The 15,553-nt window shown below is 60.5% G+C and carries 15 protein-coding genes; 8 read left to right on the top strand and 7 right to left on the bottom strand.

What is annotated here, in order from left to right:
* Nucleotides 1-9: 9 nt before the first annotated feature.
* The 3 genes from BLW69_RS10915 to BLW69_RS10905 form a co-directional block, all read right to left on the bottom strand.
* On the bottom strand, nt 10-2,223 hold the full coding sequence (locus BLW69_RS10915; protein ID WP_175487265.1) for an RNA degradosome polyphosphate kinase: 2,214 nt from the start codon (nt 2,221-2,223) through the stop codon (nt 10-12).
* Nucleotides 2,224-2,323: 100 nt separating this feature from the next.
* Nucleotides 2,324-3,031, bottom strand: coding sequence for a DnaA regulatory inactivator HdaA (gene hdaA, locus BLW69_RS10910; RefSeq protein ID WP_092661921.1), 708 nt, complete (start codon nt 3,029-3,031; stop codon nt 2,324-2,326).
* 7 nt (nt 3,032-3,038) lie between these two features.
* The gene (locus BLW69_RS10905) at nt 3,039-4,217 is read right to left on the bottom strand and encodes an AI-2E family transporter (RefSeq protein ID WP_062453299.1); all 1,179 of its coding nucleotides are present in this window, start codon (nt 4,215-4,217) and stop codon (nt 3,039-3,041) included.
* 248 nt (nt 4,218-4,465) lie between these two features.
* Between BLW69_RS10905 and purM the strand changes: the two genes are divergently transcribed.
* Both purM and purN read left to right on the top strand, forming a co-directional pair.
* Nucleotides 4,466-5,539, top strand: coding sequence for a phosphoribosylformylglycinamidine cyclo-ligase (purM, locus tag BLW69_RS10900; RefSeq protein ID WP_062453300.1), 1,074 nt, complete (start codon nt 4,466-4,468; stop codon nt 5,537-5,539).
* A complete protein-coding gene (gene purN, locus BLW69_RS10895; protein ID WP_092661919.1) occupies nt 5,536-6,174 on the top strand; it encodes a phosphoribosylglycinamide formyltransferase in 639 nt (212 codons plus the stop codon). Before purM ends, purN begins: the two co-directional genes overlap by 4 nt.
* 54 nt (nt 6,175-6,228) lie before the next feature.
* Here purN and BLW69_RS10890 read toward each other — a convergent pair whose 3' ends face one another.
* Entirely contained in the window at nt 6,229-7,056 is an 828-nt protein-coding gene (locus BLW69_RS10890; protein ID WP_092661917.1) for an alpha/beta fold hydrolase, read from the bottom strand.
* A 151-nt stretch (nt 7,057-7,207) separates the two neighbouring features.
* On the opposite strand from BLW69_RS10890, the gene BLW69_RS10885 reads away from it, so the two are divergent.
* Both BLW69_RS10885 and BLW69_RS10880 read left to right on the top strand, forming a co-directional pair.
* Nucleotides 7,208-7,483, top strand: a complete 276-nt coding sequence (locus tag BLW69_RS10885) for a type II toxin-antitoxin system Phd/YefM family antitoxin (protein WP_062579918.1) — start codon at nt 7,208-7,210, stop codon at nt 7,481-7,483.
* A complete protein-coding gene (locus tag BLW69_RS10880; RefSeq protein WP_092661916.1) occupies nt 7,459-7,890 on the top strand; it encodes a type II toxin-antitoxin system VapC family toxin in 432 nt (143 codons plus the stop codon). Before BLW69_RS10885 ends, BLW69_RS10880 begins: the two co-directional genes overlap by 25 nt.
* On the opposite strand, the gene BLW69_RS10875 is transcribed toward BLW69_RS10880, so the two are convergent.
* Together BLW69_RS10875 and BLW69_RS10870 are read right to left on the bottom strand one after the other, a co-directional pair.
* Nucleotides 7,887-8,474 (bottom strand): NUDIX domain-containing protein, encoded by a 588-nt coding sequence (locus BLW69_RS10875; RefSeq protein ID WP_092661914.1) that lies wholly within the window; start codon nt 8,472-8,474, stop codon nt 7,887-7,889. The two genes, BLW69_RS10880 and BLW69_RS10875, sit on opposite strands and share 4 nt — an antisense overlap.
* Nucleotides 8,471-10,609, bottom strand: a complete 2,139-nt coding sequence (locus BLW69_RS10870; RefSeq protein ID WP_092662524.1) for a molybdopterin-containing oxidoreductase family protein — start codon at nt 10,607-10,609, stop codon at nt 8,471-8,473. Before BLW69_RS10870 ends, BLW69_RS10875 begins: the two co-directional genes overlap by 4 nt.
* Nucleotides 10,610-10,692: 83 nt before the next feature.
* Between BLW69_RS10870 and BLW69_RS10865 the strand changes: the two genes are divergently transcribed.
* The 4 genes from BLW69_RS10865 to BLW69_RS10850 all read left to right on the top strand — a co-directional run bounded on the left by BLW69_RS10865 (nt 10,693) and on the right by BLW69_RS10850 (nt 14,142).
* The gene (locus BLW69_RS10865; RefSeq protein ID WP_092661912.1) at nt 10,693-11,559 is read left to right on the top strand and encodes a 23S rRNA (adenine(2030)-N(6))-methyltransferase RlmJ; all 867 of its coding nucleotides are present in this window, start codon (nt 10,693-10,695) and stop codon (nt 11,557-11,559) included.
* Between the two features lie 50 nt (nt 11,560-11,609).
* Nucleotides 11,610-12,296 carry a ribonuclease T2 family protein gene (locus tag BLW69_RS10860; RefSeq protein ID WP_062453308.1) on the top strand — a complete coding sequence of 229 codons (687 nt, stop codon included), beginning with the start codon at nt 11,610-11,612 and terminating at the stop codon, nt 12,294-12,296.
* A 57-nt stretch (nt 12,297-12,353) separates the two neighbouring features.
* Nucleotides 12,354-12,950, top strand: coding sequence for a glutathione S-transferase family protein (locus tag BLW69_RS10855; protein ID WP_092661910.1), 597 nt, complete (start codon nt 12,354-12,356; stop codon nt 12,948-12,950).
* A gap of 256 nt (nt 12,951-13,206) precedes the next feature.
* Entirely contained in the window at nt 13,207-14,142 is a 936-nt protein-coding gene (locus BLW69_RS10850; protein WP_244508825.1) for a Bug family tripartite tricarboxylate transporter substrate binding protein, read from the top strand.
* 101 nt (nt 14,143-14,243) lie between these two features.
* On the opposite strand, the gene BLW69_RS10845 is transcribed toward BLW69_RS10850, so the two are convergent.
* Nucleotides 14,244-14,882 carry an outer membrane protein gene (locus BLW69_RS10845; protein ID WP_062453311.1) on the bottom strand — a complete coding sequence of 213 codons (639 nt, stop codon included), beginning with the start codon at nt 14,880-14,882 and terminating at the stop codon, nt 14,244-14,246.
* Between the last annotated feature and the right edge of the window lie 671 nt (nt 14,883-15,553).

Below are 15,553 nucleotides of genomic sequence, written 5' to 3'. Positions count from 1 at the left end.
TCTTGCCGGCTACTTTTTGCGTCCGGACATGACGCCGGCAATCAGTTTCGGAGCGCTGGATTTCAGGGCTTCACCACGCCCCGAGAGGCTAGGATTGGTCATGAAATAATGCTGCGCGTTGAACGGTTCTTCACCCTTGCGCACTTCCATGCGCCTTGACGTACCGTCCGCCAATATCTCGTAGCTCTGTTGATTGTCAATGAGATTGCCCAGCATGATCTGTGAAAGAACCTGCTCGTGCACGGTCGGATTGAGCAGCGGTACCAGCGTTTCGACGCGGCGATCGAGGTTGCGGGGCATCATGTCGGCGGACCCGATGTAGAGCAAAGCCTTGTCCGAAGGCAGGCCGTTACCGTTGCCGAAGCAGAAGATGCGGCTGTGTTCGAGGAAGCGCCCGACGATCGATTTGACGCGGATATTGTCGGAAAGACCGGATACCTGCGGGCGCAGGCAGCAGATGCCGCGGATGACCAGATCGATTTCGACACCGGCGCGGCTGGCGCGATAGAGGGCGTCGATAATCTCGGGATCGACCAGTGAATTCATCTTCATCCAGATCGCGGCCGGAGCTCCCGCCTTCGCGTGCGCGATCTCTTCCTCGATGTGTTTGAGAATGCGCGGTCGCAGCGTGTAGGGCGACATGGCGATCTTGGTGCTTTCCTTCGGCTCGCCGTAACCGGTGATAAAGTTGAAGATATTCGCCATGTCGTGGGCGATCTTCGGGTTGCAGGTGAAGAAGGAAAGGTCCGTGTAGATCTTTGCGGTGATGGGATGGTAGTTGCCAGTACCAAGGTGGCAGTAGGTTCTCAGCTTGCCGTCCTCACGGCGCACCACCATCGACATCTTCGAATGTGTCTTGAGCTCGATAAAGCCGAAAACGACCTGCACGCCAGCGCGCTCCAGGTCTCGCGCCCAGCGGATGTTGGCCTCTTCGTCGAAGCGTGCCTTCAACTCGACCAGCGCCGTCACCGACTTGCCGGCCTCGGCCGCATCAATCAGGGCTCGGACGATGGGGCTGTCGTTGGAGGTTCTGTAGAGGGTCTGCTTGATGGCGAGGACGTCGGGGTCACGGGCTGCCTGAAGAAGAAACTGCACCACAACGTCGAAACTCTCGTACGGGTGGTGGACCACCATGTCCTTTTCGCGGATGGCGGCGAGGCAGTCTCCGGCGTGTTCGCGGACGCGTTCGGGAAATCGGGCGTTGTAGCTTTCGAACCGCAGATCGTCGCGCGGCGCCTTGGTGATTTCCGACAGCGTGTTGAGTGCCAGAAGACCCGGCAAGACCGCGACGCGGTTGTCCGGAACCCCGAGTTCCTGCACCACGAACTGGCGCAGTTCCGCCGGCATTTCCGAATCGGTCTCGATGCGGATGACCTTCCCGCGACGGCGGCGCTTGAGAGCCGTCTCGAAGAAGCGCACCAGATCTTCGGCTTCTTCCTCGACTTCGAGATCGCTGTCGCGGATGATGCGGAACGTACCGCCGCCCTTGACCTCGTAACCGGGGAAAAGCCGGTCGGTAAACATGGCGACCGCATCTTCGAGCGTGATGTAGCGGATCGTGTTTGCGTCGTCGGGCAGACGGATGAAGCGGTCAAGCGTCGTCGGCAGGCGCAGAAGACCCGTCATCGGCTCCTTGCCGTTCAGGCTGTGCAATTGCAGCCCCATCGAGAAGCCAAGATTGGGGATGAACGGGAACGGATGCGCCGGATCGATCGAAAGCGGTGTCAGGATCGGGAACAGCTCGTCGTCGAACGTCCCGGACAGCCAGTTACGGTCTTCGTCCGAAAGTGCTGCCGGACGGACGATCAAAATCTCTTCCTGCGCCAGATACTGCTGTAACACGGCGAGCGAGGCCTGCTGCTCCATCTGCAGATTGTCGATTTCCTGCAGGATCGCATCCAGCTGTTCTGCCGGCGTCTTGCCATCGGGGCTCTTGATGACGATGCCCTGGCGGACTTGCCCCTCAAGACCGGCAACGCGCACCATGAAGAATTCGTCGAGGTTTGCAGCCGAGATCGACAGGAAGCGGATGCGCTCCAGAAGCGGATGCGACGCGTTCAGCGTTTCCTCGAGAACGCGGCGGTTGAACTGCAGCCAGGAAAACTCGCGGTTGATGAACCGCTCGGGGCTGGAAAGCAGCGCCTCGCCCACATCCGCCGCTTCGTCCCTGCTGGCTGCCTCGCCCTTTTTGGGCTGCTCAATCTCGGTCGTCATCGATTCCATCTTCATCCATCCCAGAGCCAGCCCCATAACCGGTATGCGTGGGGCCGTGCGATACGTTTGACGACGCGACCGTCATAGTCAATTGCCGGCGCAGACGTTGCTAATCATTCGGTCCGGCACTGCCGAAATCCTTAAGGACTTCGGTCGCCAGAGGACGGGTGATCCGGGTCCCGCGCGCCAATGCCAACCGGTCAAGCCGGTCGACGATGGTCTGCGCAGCGCCCAGGGATCGCTCCATCCTAGTGACGATGTAACTGAGAAGTTTGTCATCAATATAAAGCTGACGATCGGCAAACAGTTTTACCATCACCTGGGCCAGCAATTCCTCATCGGGCTCGCCGATTTCCACCACGGTTGCAGCCTTCAGCCGTGATTTGAGGTCTGGCAGCGTCACGGACCAGGACATCGGCCATAGACGCGATGTCATCAACAAAGTGCGGCCATTCTGGCGCACGGCATTGATGACGTGGAAAAGCGTCGTCTCGTCGAAGTCGCGCCGATCGGCGTCCTCAAACAGCACCGGGCCGTCCGCTGCGACAGTTGCTGCATTCGAACCCGAGATCGGCTGGATCTCGGCAGCCCCTGCCCGCTCCCGCCAAATATGGGCGAGATGCGATTTTCCGGAACCGATCGGGCCGGCGAGGATGACAACGGGCGATGGCCAAGCCGGCCATTCATCGACGATCGAGACCGCGGCGGCCAGCCGTTCAGAGACCAGGAGATCATCCCGGCTCTGCGCGGAATCATGGGTGAATTGCAGCGGAAGCTGTTCGCTTCTGCGCTGGTCGCGTTCGCTCGATCCGGTCATTCGCTTTTCAGATGTCTTTCTGGTCGCTCTTGGGAGCATCGAGACGCTGCATGCCGGTATTTTCATTGACCACGGCCTGTGGCGCCCCTTCCCACGGCAGATCTACCGATCGGCCGTAATAGAGATCGCTGTCAAGATACCGTGAGATCGCGAAGCGGACAAGCACACCGACGACTGCCGCTGCGGGCACGGCCAGAAGAAGACCGACAAAGCCGAACATGGCACCGAAGGCAAACAGCGCAAACATCAGCCAGACCGGATGCAGACCAACGCTTTCGCCGACCAGCTTCGGCTGCAGGATATTGCCTTCCAGGAACTGGCCGGAGAAGAACACGGCAGCGACCGCCATGATCCACAGATAGTCCGGCCAGAACTGTACGAGCGCCACACCGATCGCCATGATCAGACCGATCATCGAACCGATATAGGGAATAAACGAGATCATGCCGGCGACGAAGCCGATCAGCAGACCGAAATTCAGGCCCACCAGCGACAGACCGACGGCATAGTAGATGCCGAGGATAAGGCAGAGCGATCCCTGGCCGCGGATAAAGCCGGCGACGGATCCATCCATGTCGCGGGCGATATCGCGCACCGTCTGGACCTGATCGCGCGGGATCCAGCTATCGACTTTCGACACCATGCGGTCCCAGTCCAGCAGCAGATAGAAGGCGACGACCGGGGTAACGATCAGGAGCGACACGACGTCGACGATCGCCTTGCCGGAGTTCCAGATCTGCGCAAACAGGGTGCCGATGAAACCGGCGCCCTGGCTCAGCACTTCGGAGAAATTCTGTTTGACGGTCTCGATCTGGCTGGAGACCCAGCTCGGCAGGAACGAGTTCTCCGGGTTGGAAATGATCTGCTGCAACTGGGTGATGTAACCGGGTAAAGCGGCGGCGAACTGGGTGAACTGGGTGACGATGATCGGGATGACCAGCATCAGCGACAGCGCGAACACCGTGACGAACGAGACCAGGATTAGCACGGAAGCCATCATCCGGCTTAGTCCGCGGCGCTGCAGCCAGTCTGCGACAGGATCGAGGAAATAGGCGAGCGCCATGCCTGCGACGAAGGGAAGAAGGATGGAGCTGAAAAACCACAGAAACAGCGCGAAGATGAAAAGAACGGCTGCCCAGAAGAAGACATGGCGGCGAAGGCTCGCTCCGCTAATATGATAGGGCATCTTTACGTCCTTTTTTGCACTGCATTCCCGGTATCACGCATATGAGCCCGGACCGGGTAAGGTCAAGATCGGCATCGACTTCGCCGCGTCGCCAGAGGCCGGGCCTGTGAAAAGCCTTGAAAGCCCACGCTTCTGCTTGCATCCTCCGCCTTGTCATGCAATGGCGGGCCGGAGATTTTTGCGCAGCCGCACCACGCCGAAAGGTCTCGATCTTCGGTTCGCGCGGCATGTCCCAACGGAGAATTACGATGAGCGAGACGGGCAAGAACGGTCTCACCTATAGCGATGCCGGCGTCGATATCGACGCGGGCAACCTGATGGTCGAGAAGATCAAGCCGGCGGTACGCTCAACCCGCCGTCCCGGCGCAGACGGCGAAATCGGTGGCTTCGGCGGCCTGTTCGACCTGAAAGCTGCAGGATTTACCGATCCGATCCTGGTGGCTGCCAATGACGGCGTCGGCACCAAGCTGAAGATCGCGATCGATGCCAATTTCCACGACACGGTCGGCATCGATCTCGTCGCCATGTGCGTCAACGACCTCGTCGTGCAGGGCGCAGAGCCGCTGCTGTTTCTTGACTACTTTGCCACCGGCAAGCTTGATCCGGACCAGGGCGCTGCCATCGTCAAGGGCATCGCTGCGGGCTGCGTCGATGCAGGCTGTGCGCTGATCGGCGGCGAGACGGCAGAAATGCCGGGCATGTATTCCGATGGCGACTACGACCTTGCCGGCTTTGCAGTGGGCGCTGCCGAACGTGGCCAGCTTCTGCCAGTCGGCGACCTGGCCGCCGGCGACGTCATTCTTGGCCTCACCTCCTCGGGCGTGCATTCCAACGGTTTTTCGCTGGTGCGCAAGATCGTCTCGATCTCCGGCCTCGGCTGGGACGCGCCTGCGCCGTTCTTCGACGGCAAGTCGCTCGGCGAAGCGCTTTTGACGCCGACCCGCATCTATGTGAAGCCGCTGCTGAAGGCGATCCGCGAAACCGGCGCCCTGAAGGCGCTCGCCCACATCACTGGCGGCGGCTTTCCCGAAAACATTCCGCGCGTGCTGCCGAAGAACCTAGCGGCCGAAGTCGATCTCGACTCGATCCCTGTTCCGCCCGTGTTCTCGTGGCTGGCAAAGACCGGCGGTGTTGAGCCGAAGGAAATGCTACGCACGTTCAACTGCGGCATCGGCATGATCGTCGTCGTTTCGGCTGAGAATGCGCAGACGGTGACGGATGTGCTCACCCGCGAAGGCGAAATCGTCGTCCCGCTCGGCCGCATGATCGACCGTGCAGAAGGCGAAGCAGGCGTCGTCTACAAGGGCACGCTCGGTCTATGAGCGAAGCACTCGCCAGCGTGCAGAAGAAGCGCGTCGTCGTGTTTATTTCCGGCGGCGGCTCCAACATGCTGTCGCTGGCGGACGCCTGTGAAGATCCAGGCTTCCCGGCCGAAATCGTTGCCGTCATCTCCGACAAACCGCAAGCCGGCGGGCTTGCGAAGGCTGAGGCGCGCGGCATCCAGACACTCGCCTTCGAGCGCAAGTCCTATGCCGGCAAGGCTGAGCACGAGGCGGCGATCCTGGCGGCTCTATCGGGTATTCAGCCGGATATTATCTGTCTTGCGGGTTATATGCGGCTGATTTCGGGAGAGTTCATTTCCCGCTACGAGGGCCGGATGCTCAACATCCACCCATCAATCCTGCCGTTGTTTCCGGGTCTGCACACGCATCAGCGCGCGCTCGATGCCGGGATGAGGGTCGCCGGTTGTACGGTGCATTTCGTGACCGAAGGCATGGACGAAGGCCCGATTGTCGCGCAGGACTGCGTGCCCGTTCATATCGACGACACGCCTGATACGCTCGCCGCACGGGTACTGACCGTCGAACACCGGCTTTACCCGGAAGCGCTTGCGCTTCTGGCAACGGGAGGCGTCAGTCTCAAGGCCGGCAGGGCAAAATTCGACTCAGAGGTTTAGTACACTTCCGCGCCGCACGCCGGCGATACCCATCCGGCGTGCAGCGTTCATCACTTAGCTACGCAGGAACGCCATCAGGTCGTCCGTCAGCTGCTGCTTGTTCGAGGCAAACAGCCCGTGGGGCGCGCCGTCGTACTCGATCAGCGTCGCGCCAGGGATCGCGGCAGCGGCGGCACGGCCGGACGTCTCGATCGGCACGGTCTGGTCACCTGTTCCGTGGATGATCAGCGTCGGCACCTTGAAGCTCGGCAGGTCCGGACGGAAATCCGTCGAGGAGAAGGCCTTGGCGCAAGCAAGCGTTGGCCGAAGACCCGCCATCATCGTCTGCTGGAACGACCAGTCGAGCACGGCTTCGCTCACCGAACCGGTGAACACGCCGACGCCGTAGAAGCTTTTCAAAAAGCCGTGGAAGAAATGCGCCCGGTCTTCCTTCATGCCGGCCGTCATCTCGTCGAACACCGACTGCGGCACACCATCAGGGTTGTCGGGCGTCTGCGCCATATAGGGCACGACCGACGCGATCAGCGCGGCCTTGGAAACGCCCTCGCCGCCGTGGCGCGACATGTAGCGGGCAACCTCGCCGCCGCCCATGGAAAAGCCGAACAGTGCCGCATCCTGCGCGCCGGTCGCCTCGATGACATCGGCAAGATCGTCGGCCAGCGTATCGTACTCATAACCGTCCCACGGCTGTTCGGAGCGGCCGAACCCGCGTCGGTCATAGGAAATGGCGCGGAAACCGGCGTCTGCTGCCACCACCGCGAAGTCGTCCCAAGTGTCCGACGTCAGCGGCCAACCGTGCATCATGATAACGGGACGGCCGGTCTTCGGACCCCAGTCCTTGACATAAAGCTGCGTTCCGTCGCGGGTGGTGATCATGGTCATCTTTGCATCCCTTCTTCCGGCAATTGAACCAGTCTAACGGGAGGTCTCTGGCAATTGTTCCCCGACGTGGAAGCGATGCATCCCTCCCAACGACCAGCCATTTGACGACCGGCTTGGCGCGGACTACCTTGGATTGAACCGGAGGTGTGAGATGACGATCACGGTCAAGCTGGGTGATGCGAAAACCGAACTTTCCGAGCTCCTGCCCCTCGTCGAAGCCGGCCAGGAGGTGGTGATTGCGCGTGGCGAAACACCGGTCGCGCGGCTCAGCCCGATCGCGGCCACGCCCGGTATGAGTGCTGAGTTCACCGAAGAACAACTCGCGCGGCGGCGGGCCCTTATTGAGACGATCATATCTGAGCGCGACGCTCGAATGTCCGCCACTGCCGAAGAAATCGACGAATGGAAAAAAGAAGGTCGGCGTTAGTGCAGACTTTCGTGGTTGATGCCTCGGTTGCAGCCGGCTGGTTCATAGCTGATGAGGCCAATCCATATTCGAACCATGTCTTGAAAGTCTCAGTGGCGTTGGGCGCGGTTGTGCCTGACCTTTTCTGGCACGAAATGCGCAGCCTGCTGACTATCGCCGCCCGAAGGAAGCGGATCGTCTTGGAAGATGTTGCTACATCGATGACACGCTTGCGAGAGCTGGAAATCACGACCGTCACAGGGCAAGAGGACGGGCGTATCCTCGAGCTGATAGCCCGTTACCAGCTATCCGCCTACGACGCCGCCTATCTTGCGCTGTCGCTCGAGGAAAACCTCGAACTCGCAACGCTCGACAAGCAGTTGATCGCGGCAGCCCCGTCGGCCGGGTGCAGCCTCGTGCGGGCCTAAAGCGCCGCCCGGTTAAGCACGGCCCACTGCAGCAGCATGATTGTCTTGGCATCGATGATCTCGCCGTCGGTGATCATCGTGACGGCCTTGTCGAGCGGAAGCTCAAGCACTTCTATATCCTCGTGCTCGTCGGCGAGCCCGCCACCCTCGTTGATCCGGTCGGAAAGATCGATCGAGGCGTGGAAGAAGTGGATGACCTCCGTCACGGAGCCCGGCGACGTCAGTGCCTTGAAGACGAAACGCACGTCGCGGATCCGGTAGCCGGTTTCCTCCATCGCCTCGCGGCGGATCGCGTCTTCGGCGTCTTCGCCATCAAGAAGGCCGGCCGGGACCTCGATCATGAAGGACGGCTCGCCGATGAGATGTGCGGGCAGCCGGAACTGTTTGACAAGGACCACGATATCGCGTTCGCGGTCGTGCAGCAGGATGCAGGCGGCCGGCGTGCGATGGAAAACCTCGCGCTTGATCCGCTGCGTCTCGCCGTTGCGATCGGTATAGTCGAGTTGATAATCGGAAAGCCGCGTCCAGCCCTGCGACAGCGTCGTATCGCTGACGATCTTCACCCGGTCATTCACGTCGCTCATGCGATTTCCCTGCGTAGCCAAACCTTGTTGTCGTGCACGGCAGCACCTCCGAAAGGCGCCACCGGGTCGGCGCCGGTGAGGACGTTGATGCCCTCGCCGTCGAGATGCGCGTCGTTGGGCCACAGTCCTTCGGCGATCAGCACGCCCGGTTTCGCGCCGGCCACGAGTCTCGCATGCAGACGGATCTCGCCCCGACGGTTGCCGAGCGTGACTATATCGCCGTCAACGATGTCGAGACGTGCGGCGTCCGTCGGATCGATCATCACGTCCGGCCGCCCTTCCTTCTCCACCGAGCTTTTGGTCTCGGCAAAGGATGAATTGAGGAAGCGGCGCGACGGCGAGGTCGCGAGGCGGAACGGATGCTCGGCGTCGGCCGTCTCGATCACGTCGACCTGGTCCGGAAAACGTGGCAACTGCCCATGCGGCCCGAGCGGACCGACGCTATCGGGCGTCCGGTCCGGCGATGGGCCATTGATCCAGTCGGGGCTGAAGCGGAATTTGCCGTCCGGATAGCCGAAGCCGTTGATGTAATGCGCAGTGTCGAAATCCGGTTGCGCATCGATCCACTTGTCGGCCTTCAGCGCGTCATAGGATCCCCAACCGCTGGCGCTCAGGATACGGTCGATATGGGTACGCTCGTCCATGCCGAAGCCGGTAAATCCGTCGACGCCCAGACGCTTTGCCAGTTCCTCGATGACGAAGAGGTTGGTGCGCACCGTTGCCGGCGGCTCGACCAGTTTCGGGCCGAGCAGGATATGCTGATGCCCGCCGCCGCGATAAAGGTCGTCATGCTCGAGGAACATGGTCGCGGGCAGAACGATATCGGCAACCTTTGCCGTATCGGTCATGAACTGCTCGTGGACGGCGGTAAAAAGATCGTCGCGCAGGAAGCCTTCGCGTACCAGGCGCTGTTCCGGGGCAATGTTCATCGGGTTGGTGTTCTGGATCAACAGCGCCGTCACCGGTCCGCGATGACGGAGAGCCTCCGCGTCGCCGGTCAGCACACGGCCGATCTGCGACTGGTCGAGCATGCGGATGTCCGGATCCTTGTAGGCCGTGCCCATCAGCTCGGCCTTGTTGAATCGATATATCTCGCCGTTGTTGTGGAAGGCGCCGCCGCCCTCATGCTGCCAGGAGCCGAGCACAGTCGCGATCGACAGCGCCGCGTGCATCGCCGCCGTGCCGTTGCGCTGACGGGAAAAGCCGTAGCCCAACCGGAAGAAACTCTTCGGCGTGGTGCCGACGAGCCTGGCGAACCCCTCGATCTCCTCGACGGTGAGGCCTGTGATCGCCGACGCCCATTCCGGCGTGCGGCTTTTCAGATGCGCTTCGAGGCCTGCCGGATCATCGGCATATTTCGCCATATAGGCACGGTCGGCATAGCCATCACGGAAGGCGACATGCATCACGGCGCAGGCGAGTGCCGCATCGGTGCCGGGGCGCAGCACCAGCTTGACGTCGGCCTGTTTCATTGTCGGATTGTCGTAGATGTCGATGACGACGATCTTGGCGCCGCGCTGTTTGCGGGCCTTTATCGCATGGGTCATCACATTGACCTGGGTGGAGACCGCGTTGGTGCCCCAGATCACGACGCAATCGGATTTCGCGATCTCGCGCGGGTCGGGTCCGCGCAAGGCGCCTGTGCCCATCACATAGCCGGTCCAGGCCATGTTGGTGCAGATCGTCCCCATGAAGCCGGAATATTTCTTGGCATGGCGCAGGCGCTCAATCGAATCGCGCTGCACCTGACCCATCGTTCCCGCGTAGAAATAGGGCCAGACCGCTTCGGATCCGTGCTTCGCTTCGGCCTTGACGAAAGCGTCGGCGATCTCGTCCAGCGCCGCGTCCCAGGAGATCTCCTGCCAGAGCCCTTCGCCCTTGGCACCCATGCGGCGCTGTGGCACCATCAAGCGGCCGGGATGATAGATGCGCTCTGTATAGCGCGCGACCTTGGCGCAGATGACGCCAGCCGTGTAGGTATTGTCGGACGAGCCGCGGACACGACCGATCCTGCCATCCGCGGTCAGCTCGACATCCAGCGCACAGGCGCTCGGACAGTCATGCGGACAGACGGTATGGCCGACGGAATTGTGACCGACGACGGGGCTTTCGGGAATGGGGGTCGCAACGTTCATGGCTTTTCTATATGGCATGGCGACGGATGCAAAAAGCGCCATTTGCAGTGCATCAATTTTATTCAAGCGAGACACAAGCTGAGATGAACTATCGGCACATCTACCACGCAGGCAATTTCGCCGACGTCCTCAAGCACGTCGTTCTGTCGCGCCTCGTTCTTTATGCCCAGAACAAGGACAAGGCGTTCCGCTTCCTCGACACGCATGCGGGCATCGGGCTCTACGACTTATCCTCGGAAGAAGCGCAGAAGACCGGAGAATGGCTCGACGGCATCGGCAAGCTGGTTGACGCGGAGTTTTCTCCCGACGTGGCCGACATTCTTGCGCCCTATCTCGGTGCTGTGAAGGAACTGAACCCGAAGGGTGGCGTCAAGTTCTATCCCGGCTCACCGAAACTCGCCCGCATGCTGTTTCGCCCGCAGGACCGTCTCTCGGCAATGGAGCTGCATCCGGAAGACTTTGCCCGCCTGTCGCGCCTGTTCGAAGGCGACTACCAGGCACGTGTGACCGAACTCGACGGCTGGCTGGCGCTCGGCGCGCATCTGCCGCCGAAGGAAAAGCGCGGCATCGTGCTGATCGATCCGCCCTTCGAGGAGGAAGGCGAGTACGACCGGATGGTCAAGGGTCTCGCCAATGCCTATCGCAAGTTCTCCGGCGGCACCTATTGCCTCTGGTACCCGATGAAGAAGGGCGCACCGATCAAGGATTTTCACGAGCAGCTGAACGCGCTGGATATCCCCAAAATGCTCTGCGTCGAGCTGACCGTGAAAAGCGACCGGGATCTAGCCGGCCTCAACGGCTCGGGCCTCGTCATCGTCAACCCGCCTTTCACGCTCAAGGATGAGCTGCATACGATCCTGCCCCCGATAAAGACGGCGCTGGCACAGGATCGTTACGCCTCGCAGCGATGCTTCTGGATAAGAGGTGAACACACCGACGCCGAGGCTTGACCCGTCGGCGCATCCCTTTCATGGTGCGGCGCGACTGGAGGCCGCCCACCATGAAACGCTTGTTCGCCGCCCTTGCAGGCCTCGTCGTCCTTCTCGCCTTCACTACTGCGTCGACGGCGCAGGAGCGGCAGCGCAACCGGGGTCAGCAAGGCTCCGAGGACCGTGCGGGCGCTTTCGATTTCTACGTCCTCTCTCTGTCCTGGTCGCCAACCTTCTGCGCATCCGATGACGGAGGCCGCAACCGGCAGCAATGCGGCACCGACAAGCGTTTCCGCTTCGTCGTACACGGGCTCTGGCCGCAATACGAAACCGGCTTCCCGGATTTCTGCCGCTCGTCGGAACCCGATCGCGTGCCGCGCCAGCTTGGTGAAAAGCTGTTCGACATCATGCCGTCGATGGGTCTGATCGGTCACCAGTGGCGCAAGCATGGAAGCTGCACCGGCCTCGACCAGCCAACCTATTTCGACACTGTCCGCAAGGCTTTTGAGCACGTCAAACTTCCGGCGGACCTTGCTGGCGGGCAAAGCCCGCTCAAGCTTTCCCCTGATGCCATCGAGCAGGCCTTCATGTCCGCCAACCCGGGTCTTTCCCGCCGCGGTATCGCTGCGAGCTGCGAAGGTGAAAAGCTCGATGAAATTCGTATCTGCCTTAGCAAGGATCTACAGTTTCGCGATTGCGCGGAGGTCGACCGCCGCGGCTGCCGGATTGGCCAGATTACGCTTCCTCCGGCCCGCTGACATCCGCTTGCTCAAGATGACACCAGCGGCCCTCGATATCAGAACAAGGACATACCGATGAAGATCCTCCACTCCCCGGCCTCGCCCTACTCCGTCAAGGTTCGCATGGCCGCCCGCCATCTCGGTCTCGACGTGACCGAAGAAAAGACCGACACGAATGCGGCGCCTCCCGAACTCATCGACAACAATCCGCTCGGGAAGATCCCGGTTCTGATCCGCAAGAACGAGCCGCCGGTCTATGACAGCGTCGCGATCATGCACTTCCTCGATCGTCACTCCGGCGGCAAGCTTTACCCGAAGAAGGACGTGAAGCGGACCGAGGCGGAAGTGCTCGAAGCGCTCTGCGACGGCATTACCGATAGCCTTCTCGCGATCGTCTACGAGCGTCGCTCGCGCGAGGAGGAAAAGGTCCACCAGCCCTGGATCGACAAGCAGTGGGACAAGGTGGTGCGCGGGCTGGACTATCTGGAAAAGAACCTGCCGAAGACCGGCAAGAAGCTGCATGGTGGCCATTTCGCGCTTGCCGCTATGATCGGTTATCTCGACCTGCGCTTTAACGGCCAGTGGGCCGAAGGTCGTCCGGAACTCGCCTCCTGGCCTTACACGTTCTCCAAGCGCTTTCCGGCCTATATGGAAATGAAGCCCTACGCCTGAACCGAATGAGATCCGCGGCCGCCCTAGAACTCTTGGGTTGCCGCGGATCCCGGCACAACCTGCCGGTCGTTCTAAACCTTCTCCCATTTACACAAGCAATTGAAACGCTTGCCCTCCGGTTTTCCTCCGCTACTATGACGAGAACGGCGGGAGGCCGTTTGAAGCATTTCGGAGGAATTTCATGAAGCGATCAGCGTTGACGCGGCGAACCGCCCTGCGCCTTTCCGTAGCCCTTGCAGGCTCGGCCCTGTCCCTGATGTCACTGGGACTGTCAGCCACCCGGGCTGCGGCCCAGTCGTTCCCCGACCAGACGATCACCCTTGTCGTGCCGTTCGCAGCCGGCGGATCGACGGATGTTGTCGGTCGAGTCGTCGCGCAGAAGATGGGCGATATCCTCGGCCAGCAGATCGTGGTCGAAAACGTCGCTGGTGCCGGCGGCAATCTCGGCGCCGACCGCGTCGCGCGTGCGGAGCCGGACGGTTACACGATCCTGATGGGCACGGTTGCGACCCACGCGCTCAACCCGCTGATCCTGAAGCAGAAGCCCTACGACCCCGAGAAGGACTTTGCGCCTGTCTCGCTACTGGTCATCGTGCCGAACGTTCTGGTCATCAATCCGAAACTGCCGGTCAACACGGTGGCGGAACTGGTGGAGCTCCTCAAGAAGGAGCCGGAGAAGTATTCTTACGCGTCGTCGGGCAACGGCACGCCCCTGCATCTCTCGGGCGAATTGTTCAAGGCGATGACCGGCGTCAAGATGGAGCATGTTCCTTACAAGGGCGCGGGTCCTGCCCTCAACGACCTGATCGGCAACCAGATCTCGATCATGTTCGACAACCTGCCCTCCTCGTCTCCGCATATCAAGGCGGGAACTCTGAAGGCACTGGGCGTCACCACTGCCGAGCGGGCAGCTTCGTTCCCGGACGTGCCGACGATTGCCGAGACGGTACCGGGTTACGAGACCTACACCTGGAACGCCCTGTTCGCACCGGCCGGCACGCCGCCTGAAGTGGTCGCAAAACTGAACGACGCCGCCAACAAGGCGCTACAGGACCCGGCAGTTGTCGCGAGGATGAAGGATTTCAGCGCCAAGATCGTCGGTTCCACCCCGGGGGAACTCGGTAAACACGTGACAGCCGAACTCGCAAAATGGACCCCGGTCGTCAAGAACGCCAATATCCAGATGGACTGACCGTTATACCGACCGAAAACCACGCATGAAAAAAGCCCGTTGGTGACAACGGGCTTTTAGATGAGAAGCCGGGAAACGCTCCCGGCTTTTTATTGTTCTTATTAGAACTTTACGCCGATACCGACCTTAACGCTGTGGTCGTCGAAGCCCTTGGAGACGTTGCCGCTGTCGAGGCTGTAGTCCTTGGCTGCGAAGTCCGTGTAGCGATATTCGATACGGGTCGTGATGTTGCTGGTGACGAATGCTTCAGCACCGACGCCGACCGTGTAACCAACGGATGTCTTGTCGTCAGACGACGTTGCATCCTTGAGTTCGTTGTTCTGCAGCGCGACACCAGCCGTACCGTAGATCAGGAAGGGGTTGAGGTCGTAACCGACGCGGCCGCGGACCGAACCGTCCCAGCCAGCTTCGCCACGATAACCGCCGGACGTTCTGCCGTCCTGGCCGTTGTAGCCGACGTCAGCTTCGATACCGTACACAACCTGGCCGCTCTGCCAGTTGTAACCGGTGTAAGCACCGCCGCCTGCACCCTTGGCATTGTAGTCGCCACCGCCGAAACGGCCCCAGTCGTAGGAACCGGTGGCGCCGAGGTAGAAGCCCTGCCACGTAGCGGCCGGTGCGACTTCTTCAACAGCCATAGGAGCTGCAGGGATCTGGTCGACGGCGTCAGCAGCGCTGGCCGAGGAAATTGCAATAAAGCTGGCAGCCGAGGCCATCAGAGTCGCGACGAGAATACGCATACCTTTTTCTCCGTTTGGCGCATCGGCTCAAAAACCACTTCGGGTTTCGGAAGGTCCGACACGAGTATTCCTAATTGCTACAACGTCCCTGCGCACCCATTCGGGTATCGGCGCTGTAGGCTGCCGGGCAAGTGTCACATCAACAGAGTTGACGACAGCTTTGTTCCCTGCTGGCTGAGGACGAATTTGGGGGGCAATTGAGGAATTGAAAGAGCCGAAATGTGAATTGTTTGTGGCAGCTAGACGGCTAAATTTCGATGTTGCTTCATCGCCACAGGTATATCGTTAAGGATAATGAGACGTTAATCGCACTATAGAGCATTTTACATTTCTTGATCGTTTCTTAACATTGCGAACAAACGCTGTCAAACAGCCTCGATACATATCACGACTCCGAGAGGCGCGAGATTTAGCCTCCTTTATTCGAGTTTAACTCAAATTTAGCCGAGCAACGCATCAACGCCATCACAGCATCCTGCAGAACTCCTACTTGCAAATCGTCATTTCCGGTCGAAACGAGGCCGAATTCCTGCCGTATTCGCTTCCAGGACCCCGCGAGCACGTTTGCTGAGAGAGAAATGCAGGCGTAGTGGCACGCTTCCAAAGCTGCCGGCAAAACACTATCTGTTGGCGAACAGCTTCAGCCCCGAGTCGCCGATTTCTTCGGGTTG

It is taken from the genome of Rhizobium sp. NFR12 (assembly GCF_900108545.1).
Classification (GTDB): domain Bacteria; phylum Pseudomonadota; class Alphaproteobacteria; order Rhizobiales; family Rhizobiaceae; genus Neorhizobium; species Neorhizobium soli.
This window is presented reverse-complemented; position numbering and strand designations above follow the sequence as displayed.

What these genes read in the sequence shown, in the direction of transcription:
- BLW69_RS10870 (WP_092662524.1), bottom strand. Translation starts at nt 10,609, where the DNA reads ATGAACGTTGCGACCCCCATTCCCGAAAGCCCCGTCGTCGGTCACAAT.
- BLW69_RS10905 (WP_062453299.1), bottom strand. Translation starts at nt 4,217, where the DNA reads ATGCCCTATCATATTAGCGGAGCGAGCCTTCGCCGCCATGTCTTCTTC.
- BLW69_RS10845 (WP_062453311.1), bottom strand. Translation starts at nt 14,882, where the DNA reads ATGCGTATTCTCGTCGCGACTCTGATGGCCTCGGCTGCCAGCTTTATT.
- purN (WP_092661919.1), top strand. Translation starts at nt 5,536, where the DNA reads ATGAGCGAAGCACTCGCCAGCGTGCAGAAGAAGCGCGTCGTCGTGTTT.
- BLW69_RS10915 (WP_175487265.1), bottom strand. Translation starts at nt 2,223, where the DNA reads ATGGAATCGATGACGACCGAGATTGAGCAGCCCAAAAAGGGCGAGGCA.
- purM (WP_062453300.1), top strand. Translation starts at nt 4,466, where the DNA reads ATGAGCGAGACGGGCAAGAACGGTCTCACCTATAGCGATGCCGGCGTC.
- BLW69_RS10885 (WP_062579918.1), top strand. Translation starts at nt 7,208, where the DNA reads ATGACGATCACGGTCAAGCTGGGTGATGCGAAAACCGAACTTTCCGAG.
- BLW69_RS10865 (WP_092661912.1), top strand. Translation starts at nt 10,693, where the DNA reads ATGAACTATCGGCACATCTACCACGCAGGCAATTTCGCCGACGTCCTC.
- BLW69_RS10875 (WP_092661914.1), bottom strand. Translation starts at nt 8,474, where the DNA reads ATGAGCGACGTGAATGACCGGGTGAAGATCGTCAGCGATACGACGCTG.
- BLW69_RS10890 (WP_092661917.1), bottom strand. Translation starts at nt 7,056, where the DNA reads ATGACCATGATCACCACCCGCGACGGAACGCAGCTTTATGTCAAGGAC.
- BLW69_RS10855 (WP_092661910.1), top strand. Translation starts at nt 12,354, where the DNA reads ATGAAGATCCTCCACTCCCCGGCCTCGCCCTACTCCGTCAAGGTTCGC.
- BLW69_RS10860 (WP_062453308.1), top strand. Translation starts at nt 11,610, where the DNA reads ATGAAACGCTTGTTCGCCGCCCTTGCAGGCCTCGTCGTCCTTCTCGCC.
- BLW69_RS10850 (WP_244508825.1), top strand. Translation starts at nt 13,207, where the DNA reads ATGTCACTGGGACTGTCAGCCACCCGGGCTGCGGCCCAGTCGTTCCCC.
- hdaA (WP_092661921.1), bottom strand. Translation starts at nt 3,031, where the DNA reads ATGACCGGATCGAGCGAACGCGACCAGCGCAGAAGCGAACAGCTTCCG.
- BLW69_RS10880 (WP_092661916.1), top strand. Translation starts at nt 7,459, where the DNA reads ATGGAAAAAAGAAGGTCGGCGTTAGTGCAGACTTTCGTGGTTGATGCC.